We start from the raw sequence: 16,494 nt of genomic DNA, 5'->3' as shown, positions 1-16,494 counted from the left end.
CGGTGCGGCCGGCCGTTGGCGCAAAACTCGTCAAAAACAACAATTTTAATCATTCGGCGTCGCCGCTCGCCAGTTCCCGCCGATTCGGGATCACTAAACTGTGCCACAGTTTGCGACAGCCTACCTGACTGGCCGTATAGCCAATCGAGGCTTGCTTTGCCAAGCAAAACGCCTGCCAGTAGCAAATAACGTCTGCGTCAGCCCAATGCTGCGCCCGCTAAGAGAAATTCTAACTCCGGGGCGCGGCTGGGGAGCACGGCCAGTGCTCGGTCTCGTCGTTCCGGGGCGCCGCGAAGCGGCGAACCCGGAACCTCGAGATTCCGGATTCGATGCTGTCGCATCGCCCCGGAATGACAGCGGAGCGAGCCCTGCCCCTGCCGGTCGCGCCTACGCCTGGTCGAGGCCGTACAGCGTGTGCAGCGTGCGGACCGCGAGTTCGGTGTAGGCGGCGTCGATCAGGACCGAGAACTTGATCTCGGAGGTGGTGATGGCGCGGATGTTGATGTTGCGGTCGGCCAGCGCCTTGAACGCCTTGGCCGCGACGCCGGCATGGCTGCGCATGCCGCTGCCGATCACCGAGACCTTGGCGACGTCGGTCGCGGTATCGACGCGGGCGTAGCCGATCTTGGCCTTGGCGGCGGTAATCGTGTCCTTGGCGCGGTTATAGTCGCCGGCCGGAACGGTGAAGGTGAGGTCGGTGGTCTTGCCGTCCTCGGACACGTTCTGCACGATCATGTCGACATTGATATTGGCATCCGCGAGCGGCCCGAAGATCGCGGCGGCGACGCCAGGCTTGTCCTCGATCTGGCGCACGGAAATCTGGGCTTCGTCCTTGGAGAAGGCGATGCCGGTGACGACGTGCATTTCCATGATTTCCTCCTCGCTGCAGATCAGCGTGCCCGGCGGCTGGTTGGCGTGCGGGTCGATATCCTCTGGCTTGTCGAAGCTGGAGCGCACGAAAATCGGCATGTTGTGCACCATGCCGAGTTCCACCGAGCGAACCTGCAGCACCTTGGCGCCCTGCGAGGCCAGTTCCAGCATGTCCTCGAAGGCGATCTTGTCGAGCCGGCGCGCCTTCGGCACCACGCGGGGATCGGTGGTGTAGACGCCGTCGACGTCGGTGTAGATGTCGCAGCGGTCGGCGCGCAGCGCGGCGGCGATCGCCACCGCCGAGGTGTCCGAGCCGCCGCGGCCGAGCGTGGTGATGCGGCCGGTGTCGGGATTGATGCCCTGGAAGCCGGCGATCACGGCGACTTCCTTGCGCTCCTTGAAGCGGGTGATGATCTCGGTGCCGTCGATATCGAGGATGCGCGCCGAGGCATGCGCCTCCGAGGTCTTGATCGGGATCTGCCAGCCCTGCCAGGAGCGCGCCTGGATGCCGATGCCCTGCAGCACGATCGCGAGCAGGCCCGAAGTGACCTGTTCGCCGGAGGCGACCACCGCGTCATATTCGCGCGCGTCGTGCATCGGCGAGGCATCGGTGCACCAGGCCACCAGCTCATTGGTCTTGCCGGACATCGCGGAGACGACGACGGCGACCTCGTGGCCCGCGTCGACCTCGCGCTTCACATGCTGCGCGACGTTGCGGATACGATCGATATTGGCGACGGATGTACCGCCGAATTTCATCACGAGGCGGCCCATGACGACGCGTCTATTCCTTTAAGAGGATAAGTAGGTTAACCCACGCCGAAAACCGCAAGCGCGGGGACCGAAACGCGCGTATACATAGCGCCGCGCCCGGGGGCAAGCCGGTAGGTAGGGGGCCCTCGAGTGTCTTTTGGGGGTGTTTTGACCGGTTGCGGGCGGGTTGTGGCGCACGGGTAACACGGGGCAACTCGAAGGCGGATTGGATGGGACGTTATATCGACGAGATCCTGCAGCCTGGCGAGAAGGTGCTGTATTCCACCAATGCGCACTGGATGTTCTATCTGCCGGCGATCGGGGCCTGGATCGTGGTGCTGGCGCTCTTGATCCTGTCGCGGATGACGACGGTCGACGGCCTCGTGATGGCCTGCTTTGCGGCCGCCGCCGTGGTCGCGGTCGCGGCGCTGTACTGGACCGCCGCGGCCTGGTTCCACCGCTGGACCACCGAAACCGACGTCACCAATTTCCGCGTGGTGCACAAGAGCGGCTTCATCAAGCGGCGCACCTTCGAGATGAGCCTCGACAAGGTCGAGAGCGTCGACGTCAACCAGAGCATCATGGGGCGCCTGCTCAATTATGGCGACGTCACCATCCGCGGCGTCGGCGAGGGCATCGAGACCATCAGGACCATCGCCGCGCCGCTGTCGTTCCGCAATTCGATCACCGCGCGATAGGGGCGCGCGCAATCATGGCCACGCAATCAACTCTTTCCGGTTCCTCCGCCAATGCCTCCGCTAGCTCGGTCGATCCGGCCGAGGTCGCGAAATTCTCGAAACTGTCCGATGAATGGTGGGATCCGCGCGGCAAGATGGCGCCGCTGCACAAGATCAACCCGCTGCGCCTGACCTATATCCGCGACGCGGCCTGCCGCAAGTTCGAGCGCAACGCCAAGAGCCTCAGCTGCCTGTCCGGCCTGCGCCTGCTCGACATCGGCTGCGGCGCCGGCCTGTTGTGCGAGCCGTTCACGCGGTTAGGGGCCCAGGTGATCGGGATCGATCCGTCCGCCACCAACATCGCTGCCGCGAAGCTGCACGCCGACAAGGGCCATCTGTCGATCGACTACCGCTGCACCACGGTGGAGGAGATGGACGCCCGCGAGCGCTTCGACATCGTGCTGGCGATGGAGGTGGTCGAGCACGTCAATGACGTCGGCGCCTTCATCAAGCGCTGCGCTGTCATGCTCAAGCCCGGCGGGCTGATGGTGGTCTCGACCCTGAACCGCAACTTGAAGAGTTTTGCGCTGGCGATCGTCGGCGCCGAATACGTGCTGCGCTGGCTGCCGCGCGGCACCCACGAGTGGAGCAAGTTCGTCACCCCCGCCGAGCTCGAGCGCTATCTCGGCGACGTCAACCTCACCGTCACCGAGCAGGCCGGCGTGGTCTACAACCCGCTCGCCGACAAATGGACCGTGTCGACCGACATGGACGTGAACTACATGGTGGTGGCGGAAGAGGTGTGAGTTGAGTGTCACGGCCTCGGCCACACAACAGGTGTCGTCCCTGCGAACACAGAATGCGTAGCCCGGATGGAGCGTAGCGTAATCCGGGACTGCTTCGTCTGCGGATGAGCTGGCCCCGGATTGCGCTTCGCTTCATCCGGGCTACGGAAGTTTGTGGACATCGCGCAGGCCTGTCATGCGCCCACTCGGTTGACCGCGTCAGCGGCAATCGGCACGCTGGGCGTGTACTCCCGCCGGCATGCTTTCCTTATCCCCCATGTTCACGATCGCCTCGCTCTGGATCCCCTTCACCATCGTCGCTGCGTTCGGGCAGGTGGCGCGCAATGCGATGCAGCGGCATCTGACCGGGCCGCTCGGGACCTGGGGCGCGACCAATATCCGCTTCCTGTTCGGCCTGCCGTTCTCGGTGGTGTTCTTCGCGCTGGCGGTGCTGCTGACCGGCGATCGCGTGCCGTGGCCGCCATCGTCGTTCTGGCCGTGGCTGGTGACCGGCGCGCTCAGCCAGATCGTCGGCACCGGCTTCATGCTGCTGGCGATGAACGACCGCTCTTTCGTGGTCACCACGGCCTACATGAAGACCGAGGCGATCCAGACCGCGATCTTCGGCTTCATCTTCCTCGGCGACCATCTAACGACGACCAAGATGATCGCGATCGTGATCGCGACCATCGGCGTCGTCATCACCGCGCTGCGGCCCGGCGGGCAGAAGAGCTTTGCCGACCTGCGCCCGACCGTGCTCGGCCTCGGCGCCGCCGCAGTGTTCGCGATCTCGGCGGTGAGCTTTCGCGGCGCGATCATCGCGGTGCCCTCAGTCTCATTTGTCACGGCGGCCTCCTACACGCTGATGTGGAGCCTCCTCGTGCAGACGCTGATCCTGTCGGTCTATCTGTCGCTGCGCGCGCCCGACGTGCTGAGGTCGATCCTCAAGCTGTGGCGGCCCTCGATGTTCGCGGGCTTCATGGGCGCGTTCTCATCGCAATTCTGGTTCCTGGCGTTCGCGCTCACCGCCGCCGCCAATGTGCGCACGCTGGCGCTGATCGAGGTGCTGTTCGCGCAGGGCGTGGCCTATTTCTCGCTCAAGCAGCCGTTCTCGCTGCGCGAGGTGTTCGGCATCGTCCTGATCGTGATCGGCGTCGCGCTCTTGATCGCCGCGTAATTACCCCTTCACCGCGATCAGCACCGCGCCCGCCGAGATCAGCGCGATCCCAAGCCAGCCATAGGCCGAGGGGCGCTCGCCGAGGAAGACGGCGCCGAACAGCGCCACCAGCACCACGCTGAGCTTGTCGATCGGTGCGACGAGTGTGGCTGGTCCAAGCTTGAGCGCGCGGAAATAGCAGATCCACGACGCGCCGGTGCCGAGCCCGGACAGCAGCAGGAACAGCCAGCTCTTCGCCGAGATCGGCCCGGACTGGGTAAACTGCCCGGTCGCGAACAGGATGGCCGACAGCGTGATCAGCACGATCACGGTGCGGATCAGGGTGGCGAGATCGGAGTTGATGCCCTCGACGCCGACCTTGGCGAAGATCGCGGTTAGCGCGGCGAAGACGGCGGAAAGAAACGCCCAGACCTGCCAGGAGGAGAATGAATCGGGGGTCATGCTCGTCCCAGATTGTCATTCCGGGGCGGTGCGCAGCACCGAACCCGGAATCTCGAGGTTGCGGCGCGAGATTCCGGGTTCACGCTTCGCGTGCCCCGGAATGACGCTGCGCGTCAATTTCGGTCTTCCGGCAGCGTCGGCAGCGGCGAGACCTCGACGCCTTCGTCGATCAGCGCGCGGGCCTCTTCGGGCGAGGCTTCGCCGTAGATCGGCCGGTGCTCGATGTCGCCGTAGTGCATCTTGCGCGCTTCGTTGGGGAAGCGGTCGCCGACATTGTCGGCGTTCTTCACGATGTGGTCGCGCAGCTCCTTCAGCTTGCTGCGCAGCTCGCGCTCCTGCGCCATCATCAGCGACGTCGATTCATTGCCGGTCGCTTCGACGGGCGCGGCCAGCGCCGGCTGGGCCGGTTCGCGGCCCTTCTTGCTGACGACCTGCGGCGCCATGATCGCGCGCTCGATCTCGCTTGAGCCGCAGGACGGGCAATCGATCAGGTGACGCCGCTCCTGCGATTCATAGGCCGAGGAGCTCTGGAACCAGCTCTCGAACTGGTGGCCGCGCTCGCAGCGCAGCGTGTAGCGGATCATGCCGAACCCCGGACGAGGTGCAGATGTTCCGGGCCGGCCTTGGGGTCGGCAATGCCGAAACGCCTGCCATGCTGCAACGAGGGAATGGTCTTGCGTGCGGTCTCGACCTTGGCGGGATCGATCTCGGCCAGGAACACGCCCGGCTCGACGCCGCCCTCGGCGAGGATCTCGCCCCAGGGGTCGATGATCAGCGAATGGCCGAAGGTCTCGCGCTTGTTCTCATGCAGGCCCGCCTGCGCCGCTGCGAACACGAAGCAGCCGGTCTCGATGGCGCGGGCGCGCAGCAGCGTGTGCCAATGCGCTTCGCCGGTCTTGCGGGTGAAGGCGGACGGCACGGTGAGGAACGATGCGCCGGCTTCGGCCAGCGCGCGGTACAGCGCCGGGAAGCGCACGTCGTAGCAGATCGTCAGTCCGATCCGGCCCCAGGGCAGGTCGGAGATCACGGCCGTCTCGCCGGGCTGATAATTGGCCGATTCGCGGTAGCTCTCGCCGCCCGGCAAATCGATATCGAACATATGGATCTTGTCGTAGCTCGCGAGCAGATTGCCCTCGGGCCCGATCAGGAACGAGCGGTTGACCGCCTTCTCCGGCGAGTAGCGCAGCGCCAGCGAGCCGATATGCAGGTGGATCTTCAGCTCGGCGGCCAGCGCGCGATACGCCTTGAGCGACGTATCGTCCTCTTCGCTCGCCAAATGCTCGAACAGCGCCTTGCGGTTGAGCTGCATCATGTTGCTGACCTCAGGGGTCAGCACGTACTTGGCACCCTGCGCCGCCGCCTCGCGGATCAGCCGCGTGCCCTGCTCGAGGCTCGGCTCCGGCAGCAATCCGGTGCGCATCTGCACCATGGCGGCGGTGAAAATGTTCTCCGTCATCAGGCGCCGCCTCCGTTGCTGAGCAGGCCGTCGAGCTTGCCCTCGCGGTCGAGCGCGTAGAGCTCGTCGCAGCCGCCGACATGGGTCTTGCCGATGAAGATCTGCGGGAAGGTCGAGCCGGCACCGGCGCGGCCATACATCTCGTCGCGATAGGCCGGGTTGCTGGCGACGCTCAATTCGGTGAACGCGGCGTTCTTGCGCGTCAAAAGCGATTTGGCCGCGCTGCAATAACCGCAGCCCGGGCGGGTGTAGATTTCAATGGCAGCGGTCATGGTGCGCTCGGTTGAACCAGAATGTCAGATTATATGGGAGCGCGGTGGGTATCGACAACCCGGGCAAACACCAGCACGTCGACCTGCGCGGCTTTGGCGCGGAGCAGCGCCCGCGCGCAGGCATCCACTGTCGCGCCCGAGGTCAGGACGTCGTCGACCAGGATCACGCGGCGGCCCTGGACGTCAGCCTTGCGTTCATCGGCGACCCCGAATGCGCCCTGCACATTGCTGGCGCGGTCCTTGCGTGACAGCCCGATCTGCTGCTCGGTGGCGCGGATGCGCCGCAGCGCTTCGGCAGCCATTTTGACGCCGCTCTGGCGCGCGATCACCTTGGCGAGCGCCCCGGACTGGTTGTAGCGCCGGCTCCAGCCGCGCCGCCAATGCAGAGGAACCGGAACCAGCAGATCGGCGTCGGCGAGCAATTCCTTCCCCGCCCGCGCCATCCAGCGACCCATTGTTGGCGCCAGATCGGTGCGATCCTGGTATTTCAATGCGTGCACCAGCGTGCGCGCGACATCGTCATAGCGCACCGCGGCGCGGGCTCTGCTGTAGGCCGGCGGATTGGCGATCGCCTCCATCGACAGCAACTCGGGCCCGGGATCGTAGACGAAGGGAATCCCGAGCCGCGGGCAGAACGGCGGCGCGATGAACGACAATCTGGCCCAGCAGGCCGCGCACACCCCCTCGCCATCGACCGGCTCGCGGCACGAAACGCATAGCGTCGGCAGCGCGATATCGAGCGCCAGCCGCGCCGTGCGCAGCCACGCGCCCCCGATCGCGCCAAGCGCGCGCTGGACGTGACCGGTAATGGAGCGTGTCGGTGATGCCTCGGCGTCCATGGCGGGCGAGGCTAGCGTTTGAGCAACGCCGGCTCAAGGCGCATTGCCTGCGGCGGCGGTCCGGCGTAACCAGCGGCATGACACCGAACCCGCCCTCAGCCCCCATCCTGTTCGACCGCGCCTTGCTCGGCGCGCGGCTGGCGCGCGCGCGGCGCGAGGGCGCGGCGACATTCCTGCTCGAGCGTGCCAGCGAAGACATGGCGGACCGCTTGCAGGCGGTATCGCGCAGCTTTTCGGCTGCGGCCGATGTCTGGACGCCGGGTGTCGGGCTCGCGGACGTCCTGTGCGGGCGTGTCGCCGCGGTCGATGCGATCGGTTTCAGCGAGGCGGAAGCGCTCGGTCTGGCGCCGGAGTCGCTCGATCTTGTGGTCTCCGCGCTGGCCTTCCAGTTCGTCAATGATCTGCCGGGCGTGCTGGCGCAGCTCCGCCGGGCGCTGAAGCCGGACGGGCTGCTGCTCGCTTCGATGCTCGGCGGCGATACGCTGACCGAGCTGCGGCAAAGCTTTGCCGCGGCGGAGGCGGAATGCGAGGGCGGGGCGTCGCCGCGCGTCGCACCGTTCGCCGATCTGCGCGATATCGGCGCGCTGTTGCAGCGGGCCGGCTTCGCGCTGCCGGTCACCGACGTCGACCGCGTCGTGGTGCGCTATTCAAGCGCGTTCGCGCTGATGGCTGACCTGCGACGCATGGGTGCGACCAATGTGCTGCGCGAGCGCCGCCATACCTTGACCCGCCGCGCCACCATGCTGCGGATGGCGCAGATCTACGGCGAACGCTTCGCCGATCCCGACGGCCGCATCCGCGCCACCTTCGACATCGTCTGGCTGTCCGGCTGGGCGCCGCATGAAAGCCAGCCGAAGCCGCTCAAGCCAGGGTCGGCGAAGGCGAGCCTTGAGGCGGCGGTGAAGGGGACGAAGCGCTAGGGACGCACGACGCAAGGGCTCCCTCTCCCGCTTGCGGGGGAGGGCAATTGCATATGGAATGAACCGATTCTTCCGCGCCGTCATGGCCGGGCTAAACAACAAGCCCGGCCATGACGAGTTTGTGGGAACTCCGATCGCCTCAAACGGCCATATGCGATTGCCCTGTCCTTGCGGGAAAAGGCGAGGGGAGCTTGCACGATTTCGGAATAATGGAATTATGCCGGTGAGTTGCCCGACGTGTCAAGTCGCCTGGTCGAACGCCTGCCACCGCCACCTGCTTTGCATGGGGTTGTTTTCGATATTTTGGCAGCGCGCCTCCCTCGCAAGCGGAAGAGGCGAAGAGGATCACAGCAACAGATCGATCAGATGCGGCAGCAGCGGGATGTCTGCGGGCGGCATCGGGTAGTCGCGCAGCTTGCTTGCGCGGACCCAGGCGAGGTTCTGGCCCTCGCGCGCCGCCGCGATGCCCTCCCAGCGCCGGCAGATGTAGAGCGGCATCAGCAGATGGAAGGTCTCGTAGGCATGGCTGGCGAAGGTCAGCGGCGCGAGGCACGGCTCGCTCACGGTGATGCCGATCTCCTCATGCAGCTCGCGGATCAGGGTCTGCTCCGGCCGCTCGCCGGGCTCGATCTTGCCGCCGGGGAATTCCCACAGGCCGGCCAGCGCCTTGCCTGCGGGGCGCTGCGCCAGCAGCACGCGCTTGTCGGCATCGACAAGCGCGCAGGCGACGACGAGGGTCAGCTTGATGTCAGCCATGCGGCGGGGGATTCCTTCCAGTCTGCAAGCTTTCATTAACCAGCAACGCGCTGTCAGCCAAACGATTTATGCCCGCGCGGCTTTCCGCGATCGCGATAAGCCGGCCTTAATTCGTATCCGGCAGGGTGAAGGTTCTCATTTATCTGCCCATCATATTCTTTGCCGACATAACCCATGAGCACCTTGATCCGGACCATCAGCCGTTTCCGTCGCGATCGCTCCGGCAACATCGCAATGACCTTTGGCCTCGCTGTGCTGCCGCTCGTCGTCGCGGTCGGATGCGCGGTCGACTATTCCCGCGCCAACCAGATCCGCAGCAAGCTGATATCGGCCGCCGACGCCGCGAGCGTCGGATCGATCGCCAAGGCATCGCCCAGCTTCATCGCCGCCGGCGCCATGACCTCGGACGGCGAGATCCAGGCGGGCGAAGCCGATGCGGCCAAGATCTTCAACGGCAACATCTTGAACCAGAACAGCTTCACGCTGACCAGCGTGACGCCGACCATGACCAAGACCGGCGGCGTCATCACCTCGACGGTCAAGTTCACCGCCGATGTCCCGACCATGTTCCTCGGCGTGATCGGACAAAGCAAGATGACGGTGACCGGCGCGTCGACCTCGACCGCGAACATGCCGCTCTATATCGATTTCTATCTCCTGCTCGACAACTCGCCGTCGATGGGGGTTGCGGCGACGCCCGCCGACGTGACCAAGATGGTCAACAACACGTCCGACAAGTGCGCCTTCGCCTGTCACGACTACAACGACGCCAACAACTACTACAATCTCGCCAAGACGCTCGGCGTGACGACGCGGATCGACGTGCTGCGCAGCGCGACCCAGCAATTGATGGACACGGCCGCGAACACCGCGACCTATGCCAGCCAGTACCGGATGGCGATCTACGATTTCGGCGCCTCGTCGAAGACGATCGGCCTGCGCGCACTGTTCTCGCTGTCGACCAGCTTGTCGAGCGCCAAGACCGCAGCCGGCAACATCGACCTGATGGGCGTCTACGGCAACAACGATTCCTACACCGCCGACAAGGACAGCCAGTTCTCGACGGTGCTTCCGGCCATCAGCAACGCGATCAGCGCGCCGGGCCCGGGCACGGCGGCGGCGCCGATGAAATACCTGTTCTTCGTGTCCGACGGCGTGGCTGACGAACCGAATTCAAGCTGCCTGAAGCCGGTCAGCGGGGGCAATCGCTGCCAGTCGCCGATCAATCCGGCGTTGTGCACGGCCATCAAGAACCGCGGCATCAAGATCGCGGTGCTCTACACGACTTACCTGCAGCTGCCGACCAACGGCTGGTACATGACCTGGATCGATCCGTTCAACCAGGGCCCGTTCGGCCCGTCGCCGAACAGCCAGATCGCGCAGAACATGCAGGCCTGCGCGTCGCCGGGCTTCTATTTCGAGGTCAGCCCGACGCAAGGCATCGCCGACGCGATGAACGCGCTGTTCAAGAAGGCCGTCGCCGACGCGCGGATCAGCAGTTAGCGAAGCGCACACGCTCTATCACCGTCACCCTGAGGAGGCCGCAAAGCGGCCGTCTCGAAGGGGCGACGGCCAGGGTTTCTCTATGCGGCGCTCTCGTGGCGTGCATCCTTCGAGACGCGCTACGCGCTCCTCAGGATGACGGGACTCACGCCGTCATTGCGAACGAAGCGAAGCAATCCATCTGTCCGCATGCATGGACGGATGGATTGCTTCGTCGCTTCGCTCCTCGCAATGACGGAGGTGGCGACGCTATGTCGGCTACTACGACCTGTAGTCCCCGTTGATCGCGACGTATTCCTTGGTGAGGTCGCAGGTCAGCACGCGGTCTTTGGCCTTGCCGAGGCCAAGCGCGACCTTGATCTGGATCTTCGGCGCCTTCATCGCCTCCGACACCTCCTTCTCGTTGTAGGAAGGATCGCGCGCGCCGCTCTTGGCGACGCGGATGCCGTTGAAGGAGATCGAGAGCTTGTCGCGGTTGGCAGGTTCGCCGGCCTTGCCGACCGCCATCACCACGCGGCCCCAATTGGCGTCCTCGCCGGCGATCGCGGTCTTCACCAGCGGCGAATTGGCGATCGACATCGCGATTCTGCGCGCCGACGGTTTGGTGGTGGCGCCCTCGACCACGACCTCGACCAGCTTGCGGGCGCCTTCGCCGTCGCGCGCCACCTGCTCGGACAGATCGGCGAGGATCTGCTGGAACGCCTTGGTGAAGGCCTTCAGCCGCGGGTCGCCGGCGCGCGAGATCTTCGGCGCGCCGTTGGCAGCGGCTGCGCCGGTTGCAAATGCCAGCAGCGTGTCCGAGGTCGAGGTGTCGCCGTCGATGGTCAGCGCATTGAAGGTGTCCTCGACGCCGGCCTTGAGCAGGGATTGCAGCACCGAGGCCGACAGCGGCGCGTCGGTGAAGATGAACGACAGCATGGTCGCCATGTCGGGCATGATCATGCCGGCGCCCTTGGCCATGCCGTTGATCGTCACCTTGGCCTTGCCGAGCTTGACGGTCGCGGTGGCGACTTTCGGGAAGGTGTCGGTGGTCATGATCGCCCTGGCCGCGTCCATCCAGCGATCGGGGGTCGCGGTCTGTGCGAGCTGCGCCAGCACGCCGTCGAACTTGGTGGCGTCGAGCGGCTCGCCGATCACGCCGGTAGAGGCGAGGAACACGTCCGATGTCGCGCAGCCGACCGCCTTCGCCGCGATCTGCGCGGTCAGCGCGGTCGACGCCTTGCCGGTCTTGCCGGTGAAGGCGTTGGCATTGCCGGAATTGACCACCAGCGCGCGCGCAGCGCCGCCCTTCAGCTTGGCGCGGCACCATTCGACCGGCGCCGACGGGCACTTCGACTTGGTGAAGACGCCGGCCACCGTGGTGCCCTTGTCGAGCAGCGCAAGCAGCACGTCGGTGCGCCCCTTGTAGCGGATGCCGGCGGCAGCGGTCGCAAGCCGCACACCCGCGATCACGGGCATCTCTGGAACGTCGGGCGGGGCGAGGGGGGAGACGGCGGTGGACATCGGCAAGCTTCCGGCTACGGGGAGGGAAGCGCTCCATAACATCTCGCCGCAAGAAGCGGGAGAGGGCTGCGATACGAACGCGCTACGGCGTCGTCCCGGGCAAGCCGGGACCCATAACCACCGTCATCAATTGTTCAAGAAACTGCTGCCGCGGCAAGAGAAGCTCTGCCGCGGATCATGGGTCCCGGCCCCCGTGCGCAATTGCGCAACAGGCTGCAACGACGCGATCAATCGAAGGCACCGCAAAGCAAAATGGCCGGGACGAGCCCGGCCATCGCGCATTGAAGCTATTGACGTCGCGAAGCTTACTTCTTCGCCGGCGCCATCTTGTTGTCGGCCGGCTTCGGCGCGTCCTTGGCGGCATCCGCCGGCGCGGCCGCGTCGGCCGGCTTGTCCATGCGCTCGACCTTGGCGGCCTCGCGCAGCTTGGCGACGTAGTCGGCCTGCGCCTTGCGGGTCACATAGGTCTCGATCTGGGCCTTCACCTGCTCGAAGTCGGGCGCCTTGCGGTTGCGCTTTTCCTCGACCTTGATGATGTGCCAGCCGAACTGCGACTTGACCGGATCGGAGATCTTGCCCGGCTCGAGCGAGAAGGCGACCGCGGAGAATTCCGGCACCATCTGCTCCTTGGTGAAGAAGCCGAGGTCGCCGCCGTCGGAGGCGCCGGGGTCCTTGGACTTCTTCTTGGCGAGCTCGCCGAAGTCGGCGCCCTTGTCGAGCTCGGCCTTGATCGCCTTGGCCTCGTCCTCGGTCTCGACCAGGATGTGGCGGGCGCGCACCTCCTGCTCGCCGGTGATCTGCTTGGCGGCCTCCTCATAGACCTTCTTCATGGCGTCGTCGGTGGTCGCGGCCTTGCCCTCGCTGGCAAGCAGGCTGTCCATCAACAGGCGGTTGCGGGTGAAGGCGAGCCGCTTCTTGAAGTCGTCATTGTTCTCGATCTTCTTGTCCTCGGCGGCCTTGGACACGATCTTCATGTCGATCAGGAAGGACAGCACGTTGTCCTTGCGGGTCGAGGGGTCCATCTGCTGCAGGCTCTGGCCGAGTTCCTCCTCGGCGAGCGCCACGTCGCTGGCGTGGATCTCCGAGCCGTTGACCTTCGCCAGCACCGGATCGGATTCCGCGGCCCGGACCGGGAGGCCGGCAGCCAGCACTGCGACAAGACAGCCCGTCGCGGCCAGGGTGGCGAGGCCGAGGCGCAGGCCGGTTTTGGTTTCCGGGGGCGAGGTGGTCATGCAAAATCCTTGTCTCAAAGGGGGGAAGCTCGAGCGGGGCGGACACTCGCCCAATCGTGTTACATTGGCAACGCGAAAGTCTTGTCAAAATGATGAATTCCTTGACATCTTGCCAGCGTTGACAACCCCCCGACCGGGCCATATCTCTGGCCAACCGCGTCGGCGGCGAGAGCGCTTATTTTGCTGCGTTTTTCGCCGTTGAACCCAGGATGGCCTGTTTCCCACTCAATCGGCGGAGGAGCCCCCGGGCCGGGGCTCGAACCGTAGCGCGTCACGTTGAGTTGATAGGCTATCCGGCGGACCATCTCAGGCTGTAATCCAAGACTGAATTCCAAGTTGAATTCCAACACCGAACGAAGACCGAACTCGAGACCGAAGAACAGGAATTTCGCATGATCGGCGCGCTCGCCCGCAAGTTTTTCGGCTCCGCCAACGACCGTCGGGTCAAGGGGTATCAGTCCCGCGTCAACGCCATCAACGCGCTGGAGCCCGAGCTCGTCAACCTGACGGACGATCAGCTCAAGGCCCGCACCGCCGAATTCAAGCAGCAGCTCGCCAGCGGCAAGACGCTGGACGACATCCTGGTTCCGGCCTTCGCCACGGTGCGCGAGGCCGCCAAGCGGACGCTCGGCCAGCGCCATTTCGACGTTCAGCTGATCGGCGGCATGGTGCTGCACGAGGGCGACATCGCCGAGATGAAAACCGGCGAAGGCAAGACGCTGGTCGCGACGCTCGCGGTCTACCTGAACGCGCTCGCCGGCAAGGGCGTCCACGTCGTCACCGTCAACGACTACCTCGCCCGCCGCGACTCCGGCTGGATGGGCCAGATCTACGCCTTCCTGGGGCTGACCACCGGCGTGATCGTGCACGGCCTCGACGACGCCGAGCGCAAGGCTGCCTATGCCTGCGACATCACCTACGGCACCAACAACGAATACGGCTTCGACTATCTGCGCGACAACATGAAGTACCGCCTGGAGGACATGGTCCAGCGCGAGCACTATTACGCGATCGTCGACGAGGTGGACTCGATCCTGATCGACGAGGCGCGCACGCCGCTGATCATCTCCGGCCCGCTCGACGACCGCTCGGATTTCTACAACACCATCGACACCTTCATGCCGAATCTCGCCAAGAAGGACGACTACGAGGTCGACGAGAAGCAGCGCACGGTGACGCTGACCGAAGCCGGCATGGAGAAGCTGGAGAACCTGCTGCGCGACGCCGGCCAGCTCAAGGGCGACTCGCTGTACGACGTCGAGAACGTCTCCGTCGTGCATCACGTCAACCAGGCGCTGCGCGCGCACACGCTGTTCACGCGCGACAAGGACTACATCGTCCGCGACGACGAGGTCGTCATCATCGACGAGTTCACCGGCCGCATGATGCAGGGCCGCCGCTATTCGGAAGGCCTGCACCAGGCGCTGGAAGCCAAGGAGCACGTCACGGTCCAGCCCGAGAACCAGACGCTGGCCTCGATCACCTTCCAGAACTATTTCCGGATGTACCAGAAGCTGTCCGGCATGACCGGCACGGCGCTGACCGAAGCCGACGAACTGTTCGACATCTACAAGCTCGAGGTCGTGGAGATCCCGACCAACCTGCCGGTGGCGCGCCTCGACGAGGACGACGAGGTCTACCGCACCCAGAACGAGAAATACGCCGCGATCCTTGCCGAGATCGAGCGCGCCAACAAGCGGCTGCAGCCGGTGCTGGTCGGCACGGCGTCGATCGAGAAGTCGGAAGTGCTGGCCGAGTACCTGAAGAAGCACGGCTACAAGCAGATCGACTTCACGTCCGAATCCGGCATGGAGAAGCTCTATGCCGCCGCGCGCGCCGGCAAGCCGGCAAAGCTGTTCGCGGTGCTGAACGCGCGCTTCCACGAGCAGGAAGCCTATATCGTCGCGGAAGCCGGCGTGCCGGGCGCGATCACGATCGCGACCAACATGGCCGGCCGCGGCACCGACATCAAGCTCGGCGGCTCGCTCGAGATGCGGATCCAGCAGGAGACCGCCGGGATCACCGATGAAGCCGAGAAGGCCAAGAAGATCGAGCAGATCAAGGCCGACATCGAGCGCTTCCGCGAGATCGTGCTGAAGGCGGAAGAGGATTTCGAGGTCGAGCCCGCCAAGGGCAACAAGCCCGCGAAAACCGTGAAGAAGCCGGGCGGCCTCTACATCATCGGCTCCGAGCGTCACGAATCCCGCCGCATCGACAACCAGCTGCGCGGCCGTTCCGGCCGTCAGGGCGACCCCGGCCGCTCGAAGTTCTTCCTGTCGCTGGAAGACGACCTGATGCGCATCTTCGGCTCCGACCGGCTCGACAGCATGCTGCAGCGGCTAGGCCTACAGGAAGGCGAAGCGATCATCCATCCCTGGATCAACAAGGCGCTCGAGAAGGCGCAGCAGAAGGTCGAGGCGCGCAACTTCGACATCCGCAAGAACCTCTTGAAGTTCGACAACGTCCAGAACGACCAGCGCAAGGTGATCTTCGACCAGCGCGTCGACCTGATGAAGGACGACAGCGTGGTCGAGACCGTGACCGACATGCGCCATGCCTTTGTCGAGGACGTGGTCGCCAAATACATTCCCGAGCACGCCTATGCCGAGCAGTGGGACACCGCCGGCCTCAAGGACGAGCTGAAGCGCGTGCTCGATGTCGATCTGCCGGTCGACGAATGGGCCAAGGAAGAGGGCATCGCCGACGAGGAGTTGCTGACGCGCATCGAGACCCATGTCGACGAGCGCATGGCCGCCAAGGTCGCGCAATGGGGTCCCGACGTGATGCGTTACGTCGAGAAGACCATCCTGCTGCAGACGCTGGACCATCTCTGGCGCGAGCACCTGATCATGCTCGACCATTTGCGCCAGGTGATTGGCCTGCGCGGCTATGGCCAGCGCGATCCGTTGCAGGAGTACAAGACCGAGGCCTTCAACCTGTTCCAGGAGATGAGCGCGCATCTGCGCGAGGCCGTCACCGCGCAGCTGATGCGGGTCGAGATCGTGCCGCCGGAGGAGCCGCCGGAGCCGCTGCCGCTGATGGAAGCGCACAAGCTCGATCCCAACACCGGCGAGGACGAGTTCGCGCAGGCCCGCCTGACCGAGGCGACCTACGCCCAGGCCTCGCTGGCGCCGGGGATGATTGCCACCGACCGCGATCCGAACGATCCGGCGAGCTGGGGCAAGGTCGGCCGCAACGAGGACTGCCCCTGCGGGTCTGGCAAGAAGTACAAGCACTGCCACGGCCGGTACGCGTAGCCGCCGCGCGCGCTGAGGCGGCGGGCGACTGGCCCGCGCCCGTCGAGCCGCAT

At 65.2% G+C, this 16,494-nt stretch carries 15 protein-coding genes; 6 read left to right on the top strand and 9 right to left on the bottom strand.

Going from position 1 to position 16,494, the window contains the following annotated elements; translation table 11 throughout:
- Positions 1 to 387 precede the first annotated feature (387 nt).
- Positions 388 to 1,644, bottom strand: a complete 1,257-nt coding sequence (locus Q2M23_RS14010) for an aspartate kinase (protein ID WP_057015560.1) — start codon at positions 1,642 to 1,644, stop codon at positions 388 to 390.
- Between the two features lie 209 nt (positions 1,645 to 1,853).
- On the opposite strand from Q2M23_RS14010, the gene Q2M23_RS14005 reads away from it, so the two are divergent.
- From Q2M23_RS14005 to Q2M23_RS13995, 3 genes are all read left to right on the top strand, one after another.
- Positions 1,854 to 2,321 carry a PH domain-containing protein gene (locus Q2M23_RS14005; RefSeq protein ID WP_057015559.1) on the top strand — a complete coding sequence of 156 codons (468 nt, stop codon included), beginning with the start codon at positions 1,854 to 1,856 and terminating at the stop codon, positions 2,319 to 2,321.
- A 14-nt stretch (positions 2,322 to 2,335) separates the two neighbouring features.
- Positions 2,336 to 3,106, top strand: a complete 771-nt coding sequence (gene ubiG, locus Q2M23_RS14000; RefSeq protein ID WP_057015558.1) for a bifunctional 2-polyprenyl-6-hydroxyphenol methylase/3-demethylubiquinol 3-O-methyltransferase UbiG — start codon at positions 2,336 to 2,338, stop codon at positions 3,104 to 3,106.
- Positions 3,107 to 3,362: 256 nt separating this feature from the next.
- Positions 3,363 to 4,262: a DMT family transporter gene (locus tag Q2M23_RS13995; protein WP_316395913.1), complete on the top strand. Its 900-nt coding sequence runs from the start codon at positions 3,363 to 3,365 to the stop codon at positions 4,260 to 4,262.
- Here the strand turns inward: Q2M23_RS13995 and Q2M23_RS13990 are convergent, their stop codons facing one another.
- The 5 genes from Q2M23_RS13990 to Q2M23_RS13970 form a co-directional block, all read right to left on the bottom strand.
- On the bottom strand, positions 4,263 to 4,703 hold the full coding sequence (locus Q2M23_RS13990; protein ID WP_316395904.1) for an EamA family transporter: 441 nt from the start codon (positions 4,701 to 4,703) through the stop codon (positions 4,263 to 4,265).
- Positions 4,704 to 4,816: 113 nt separating this feature from the next.
- Complete coding sequence (locus Q2M23_RS13985) at positions 4,817 to 5,287, bottom strand: DUF1178 family protein (protein WP_316395903.1); 471 nt, start codon at positions 5,285 to 5,287, stop codon at positions 4,817 to 4,819.
- Positions 5,284 to 6,159: a carbon-nitrogen hydrolase family protein gene (locus tag Q2M23_RS13980; protein ID WP_168858580.1), complete on the bottom strand. Its 876-nt coding sequence runs from the start codon at positions 6,157 to 6,159 to the stop codon at positions 5,284 to 5,286. The genes Q2M23_RS13985 and Q2M23_RS13980 overlap by 4 nt, the downstream gene beginning before the upstream one ends.
- A complete protein-coding gene (gene grxC, locus Q2M23_RS13975; RefSeq protein WP_057015554.1) occupies positions 6,159 to 6,431 on the bottom strand; it encodes a glutaredoxin 3 in 273 nt (90 codons plus the stop codon). Before grxC ends, Q2M23_RS13980 begins: the two co-directional genes overlap by 1 nt.
- Positions 6,432 to 6,460: 29 nt before the next feature.
- Positions 6,461 to 7,270 (bottom strand): ComF family protein, encoded by an 810-nt coding sequence (locus Q2M23_RS13970; RefSeq protein ID WP_316395902.1) that lies wholly within the window; start codon positions 7,268 to 7,270, stop codon positions 6,461 to 6,463.
- 77 nt (positions 7,271 to 7,347) lie between these two features.
- Here Q2M23_RS13970 and Q2M23_RS13965 point away from each other — a divergent pair, with 77 nt between their 5' ends.
- Positions 7,348 to 8,190, top strand: coding sequence for a methyltransferase domain-containing protein (locus Q2M23_RS13965; RefSeq protein ID WP_316395901.1), 843 nt, complete (start codon positions 7,348 to 7,350; stop codon positions 8,188 to 8,190).
- A 345-nt stretch (positions 8,191 to 8,535) separates the two neighbouring features.
- Here Q2M23_RS13965 and Q2M23_RS13960 read toward each other — a convergent pair whose 3' ends face one another.
- Positions 8,536 to 8,946, bottom strand: a complete 411-nt coding sequence (locus tag Q2M23_RS13960) for a (deoxy)nucleoside triphosphate pyrophosphohydrolase (protein ID WP_316395900.1) — start codon at positions 8,944 to 8,946, stop codon at positions 8,536 to 8,538.
- Between the two features lie 174 nt (positions 8,947 to 9,120).
- Here Q2M23_RS13960 and Q2M23_RS13955 point away from each other — a divergent pair, with 174 nt between their 5' ends.
- On the top strand, positions 9,121 to 10,449 hold the full coding sequence (locus Q2M23_RS13955) for a TadE/TadG family type IV pilus assembly protein (protein ID WP_316395899.1): 1,329 nt from the start codon (positions 9,121 to 9,123) through the stop codon (positions 10,447 to 10,449).
- 261 nt (positions 10,450 to 10,710) lie between these two features.
- On the opposite strand, the gene argJ is transcribed toward Q2M23_RS13955, so the two are convergent.
- Complete coding sequence (gene argJ, locus Q2M23_RS13950; protein ID WP_229189787.1) at positions 10,711 to 11,952, bottom strand: bifunctional glutamate N-acetyltransferase/amino-acid acetyltransferase ArgJ; 1,242 nt, start codon at positions 11,950 to 11,952, stop codon at positions 10,711 to 10,713.
- Positions 11,953 to 12,257: 305 nt separating this feature from the next.
- On the bottom strand, positions 12,258 to 13,184 hold the full coding sequence (locus Q2M23_RS13945; RefSeq protein ID WP_057015624.1) for a peptidylprolyl isomerase: 927 nt from the start codon (positions 13,182 to 13,184) through the stop codon (positions 12,258 to 12,260).
- Positions 13,185 to 13,576: 392 nt separating this feature from the next.
- Between Q2M23_RS13945 and secA the strand changes: the two genes are divergently transcribed.
- Entirely contained in the window at positions 13,577 to 16,441 is a 2,865-nt protein-coding gene (gene secA, locus Q2M23_RS13940) for a preprotein translocase subunit SecA (protein ID WP_316395898.1), read from the top strand.
- The last annotated feature ends 53 nt before the right edge of the window (positions 16,442 to 16,494 follow it).

The sequence above is a fragment of the Bradyrhizobium sp. 33ap4 genome, from assembly GCF_032654765.1.
Taxonomy (GTDB): domain Bacteria; phylum Pseudomonadota; class Alphaproteobacteria; order Rhizobiales; family Xanthobacteraceae; genus Bradyrhizobium; species Bradyrhizobium australafricanum.
This window is presented reverse-complemented; position numbering and strand designations above follow the sequence as displayed.